Origin of the sequence: Streptomyces sp. NPDC057654, from assembly GCF_042800135.1 — a bacterium.
Lineage (GTDB): Bacteria > Actinomycetota > Actinomycetes > Streptomycetales > Streptomycetaceae > Streptomyces.
The window spans coordinates 1-4,394 of record NZ_JBHVHQ010000732.1; the positions used below are offsets into that span (position 1 = coordinate 1).

Sequence of the window (4,394 nt, forward strand, 5' to 3'; positions counted from 1 at the left end):
ATCGAGATGAACCCGCGCGTCTCCCGCTCCTCGGCGCTGGCCTCGAAGGCGACCGGCTTCCCGATCGCCAAGATCGCGGCCCGGCTCGCCGTCGGCTACACCCTGGACGAGATCCCGAACGACATCACCGAGAAGACCCCGGCGTCCTTCGAGCCCACGCTCGACTACGTCGTGGTCAAGGTGCCCCGCTTCGCGTTCGAGAAGTTCCCGGCCGCCGACGCCACCCTCACCACCACCATGAAGTCGGTGGGCGAGGCCATGGCGATCGGCCGCAACTTCACCGAGGCGCTGAACAAAGCGCTGCGCTCGCTGGAGAAGAAGGGCTCGCAGTTCGACTTCGCGGGCGTGCCCGGCGCCATCGGCGACAAGGCGGAGCTGCTGGAGAAGGCGGGCGTCCCCACGGACGGGCGGATCAACACCGTCATGCGGGCCATCCGCGCCGGGGCCACACAGCGCGAGGTCTTCGACGCCACGAAGATCGACCCGTGGTTCGTCGACCAGCTCTTCCTGATCAACGAGATCGCGGACGAGATCGCGGCGGCCGAGAAGCTGGAGCCGGGCATCCTCGGCGAGGCCAAGCGGCACGGCTTCTCCGACGCCCAGATCGCGGAGATCCGCGGGCTGAGCGAGGACGTCGTGCGCGAGGTGCGGCACGCGCTGGGCGTCCGGCCGGTCTACAAGACCGTCGACACCTGCGCCGCCGAGTTCGCCGCCCGTACGCCGTACTTCTACTCCTCGTACGACGAGGAGAGCGAGGTCGCGCCGCGCGAGAAGCCCGCCGTGATCATCCTCGGCTCCGGGCCCAACCGCATCGGCCAGGGCATCGAGTTCGACTACTCCTGCGTGCACGCCTCCTTCGCGCTGTCCGCCGCCGGGTACGAGACCGTGATGGTCAACTGCAACCCGGAGACCGTCTCCACCGACTACGACACCTCCGACCGGCTCTACTTCGAGCCGCTCACCCTGGAGGACGTCCTGGAGATCGTCCACGCGGAGACGCAGGCCGGGCCGGTCGCCGGTGTCATCGTGCAGCTCGGCGGCCAGACCCCGCTGGGCCTGGCGCAGGCGCTCAAGGACAACGGCGTGCCGATCGTGGGCACCTCGCCGGAGGCCATCGACCTCGCCGAGGAGCGCGGCGCGTTCGGCCGGGTGCTGACCGAGGCCGGGCTGCCCGCGCCGAAGTACGGCACCGCCTTCTCCTTCGACCAGGCCAAGGACATCGCCGCCGAGATCGGCTACCCGGTCATGGTCCGCCCCAGCTATGTGCTGGGCGGGCGCGGCATGGAGATCGTCTACGACGAGCCGTCGCTGGGCGGGTACCTGGAGCGCCACGCCGGGCTGATCGACCAGCACCCGGTCCTCATCGACCGGTTCCTCGACGACGCCATCGAGATCGACGTGGACGCGCTCTACGACGGCCATGAGCTCTACCTCGGCGGCGTCATGGAGCACATCGAGGAGGCCGGCATCCACTCCGGCGACTCGGCGTGCGCGCTGCCCCCGATCACCCTCGGCGGCTACGACATCAAGCGGCTGCGGACCTCCACGGAGGCCATCGCCAAGGGCGTCGGCGTGCGCGGGCTGATCAACATCCAGTTCGCGATGGCCGGGGACATCCTCTACGTCCTCGAAGCCAACCCGCGCGCCTCCCGCACGGTCCCCTTCACCTCGAAGGCGACCGCCGTGCCGCTGGCCAAGGCCGCCGCCCGCATCTCGCTGGGCGCGACCGTCGCGGAGCTGCGCGCCGAGGGCATGCTGCCGAGGACCGGGGACGGCGGCACGCTGCCGCTGGACGCGCCGATCTCCGTCAAGGAGGCCGTGCTGCCCTGGTCGCGGTTCCGGGACTCCTCCGGCCGCGGTGTGGACACCGTCCTCGGCCCGGAGATGCGCTCCACCGGCGAGGTCATGGGCATCGACTCGGTCTTCGGCACCGCGTACGCGAAGTCGCAGGCCGGCGCGTACGGGGCGCTGCCCACCAAGGGCCGGGCCTTCGTCTCCGTCGCCAACCGCGACAAGCGCTCGATGATCTTCCCGGCCCGTGAGCTGGTCGCGCACGGCTTCGAGCTGCTCGCCACCTCCGGCACGGCCGAGGTGCTGCGGCGCAACGGCATCAACGCCACCGTGGTGCGCAAGCAGAGCGAGGGGGAGGGGCCGAACGGCGAGAAGACGATCGTCCAGCTCATCCACGACGGCCAGGTCGACCTGATCGTCAACACCCCGTACGGCACCGGCGGCCGTCTCGACGGCTACGACATCCGCACCGCCGCCGTGGCCCGCGCCGTCCCGTGCCTGACCACGGTGCAGGCGCTCGCCGCCGCCGTGCAGGGCATCGAGGCGCTGACCCGCGGCGACGTCGGGGTGCGCTCCCTCCAGGACCACGCGGAACATCTGACCGCGGCTCGCGAGGCGTAGCGCGCGGGAGGGGGGACACCGGCCGGTGTCCCCCCTCTTCGCGAGACCCGCGCAGCCCTCTGCCCAGAAGGCCCGAAATGTACCGAATCTTCTTTCAGCTGATCTTCCGCCGCATGGACCCGGAGGCCGCCCACCACCTCGCCTTCGGCTGGATCCGCGGCGCCGCCCGCGTCCCCGTCCTGCGCACCCTCGTCGCGGCCCTCCTCGCGCCGCGCCACAAGGCGCTGCGCGTCGAGGCCCTCGGCCGCCGGATGCACGGCCCCTTCGGCCTCGCCGCCGGATTCGACAAGAACGCCGTCGCCGTCGACGGCATGACCATGCTCGGCTTCGACCACGTCGAGATCGGCACCGTCACCGCCGAGCCGCAGCCCGGCAACCCCAAGAAGCGCCTCTTCCGCCTCGTACAGGACCGCGCGCTGATCAACCGTATGGGGTTCAACAACGAGGGCTCCGCGGCCGTCTCCGCCCGCCTGGCGGCCCGCAACCCCGTCTTCAGGACCACCGTCGGCGTCAACATCGGCAAGACCAAGGCCGTCCCGGAGGAAGGCGCCGTCGCCGACTACGTCACCTCCACCGAGCGCCTCGCCGCCCACGCCGACTACCTCGTCGTCAACGTCAGCTCGCCGAACACCCCGGGCCTGCGCGACCTCCAGGCCGTCGGCCACCTGCGCCCGCTGCTCACCGCCGTCCGCGAGGCCGCCGACCGCACCGTGCCCGGCCGCCGCGTCCCCCTCCTCGTCAAGATCGCCCCCGACCTCGCCGACGAGGACGTGGACGCCGTCGCCGACCTCGCCGTCGAACTCGGCCTGGACGGCGTCATCACCACCAACACCACCATCGCCCGCGACGGCCTCGGCCTGACATCAGAGCCGTCGCTGACCAAGGAGACCGGCGGCCTCTCCGGGCAGCCGCTCAAGGCGCGCTCCCTGGAGGTCCTGCGCCGCCTGTACGCCCGGGTGGGCGACCGGATCACCCTGATAGGGGTCGGCGGCGTGGAGAGCGCCGACGACGCCTGGGAGCGCATCCTGGCCGGCGCCACCCTCGTCCAGGGCTACAGCGGCTTCATCTACCAGGGCCCCTTCTGGTGCCGCACCGTCCACCGCGGCCTCGCCCGGCGCCTCGCCGACAGCCCGTACGCCACCCTCGCCGACGCCGTCGGCGCCGAGCACCGGAAGGTGACCGCATGACCAGCGCCCCGGAACCCTTCGGAACCCGTCTGCGCCGCGCCATGGACGAGCGCGGCCCGCTGTGCGTGGGCATCGACCCGCACCCCTCGCTGCTCGCCGACTGGGGCCTCGCCGACGACATCGCGGGGCTGGAGACCTTCACCCGTACGGCCGTGGCGGCGCTCGCCGACCGCGTCGCCGTGCTCAAGCCGCAGTCCGCCTTCTTCGAGCGGTTCGGCTCGCGCGGCATCGCCGTCCTGGAACAGGCCGTCGCCGAGGCCCGCGCCGCAGGCGCCCTCGTCCTCATGGACGCCAAGCGCGGCGACATCGGTTCCACCATGGCCGCGTACGCCGCGACCTACCTCGACCCGGCGAGCCCGCTCTTCTCCGACGCCGTCACCCTCAGCCCGTACCTCGGCTACGGCTCGCTGCGCCCGGCGCTGGACCTGGCCCGCGAGAACGGCGCGGGCGTCTTCGTGCTGGCGCTCACCTCCAACGCGGAGGGCGCCGAGGTCCAGCACGCCGTACGGGCCGACGGCGCGAGCGTCGCCGCCACGATGCTCGGCCACCTGCGGGACGAGAACGCGGGCGCGGCGCCCATGGGCTCGTACGGCGCGGTCGTCGGCGCGACGCTGGGCGACACGCTCGGCGCGGCCGGCGTGGACCCGGCGATCAACGGCCCGCTGCTCGCCCCCGGCATCGGCGCGCAGGGCGCGACCCCCGCCGACCTCCCGCGGGTCTTCGGCGCGGCCGTGCGGGACGTCGTCCCGAGCGTCAGCCGGGGGGTGCTGCGGCACGGTCCGGACGCCGCCGGAC

The 4,394-nt window shown here is 72.6% G+C and carries 3 protein-coding genes; all 3 read left to right on the forward strand.

Annotated features, from left to right (window positions below):
* Positions 1-2,412: carbamoyl-phosphate synthase large subunit (carB, locus tag ACFU99_RS34645; RefSeq protein ID WP_384399852.1), on the forward strand; the 2,412-nt coding region annotated here is incomplete at its 5' end.
* A 77-nt stretch (positions 2,413-2,489) separates the two neighbouring features.
* Positions 2,490-3,599 carry a quinone-dependent dihydroorotate dehydrogenase gene (locus ACFU99_RS34650; protein ID WP_384399854.1) on the forward strand — a complete coding sequence of 370 codons (1,110 nt, stop codon included), beginning with the start codon at positions 2,490-2,492 and terminating at the stop codon, positions 3,597-3,599.
* A partial coding sequence (gene pyrF / locus ACFU99_RS34655) for an orotidine-5'-phosphate decarboxylase (RefSeq protein ID WP_384399857.1) occupies positions 3,596-4,394 on the forward strand: 799 nt, incomplete at its 3' end. The genes ACFU99_RS34650 and pyrF, both read left to right, overlap by 4 nt.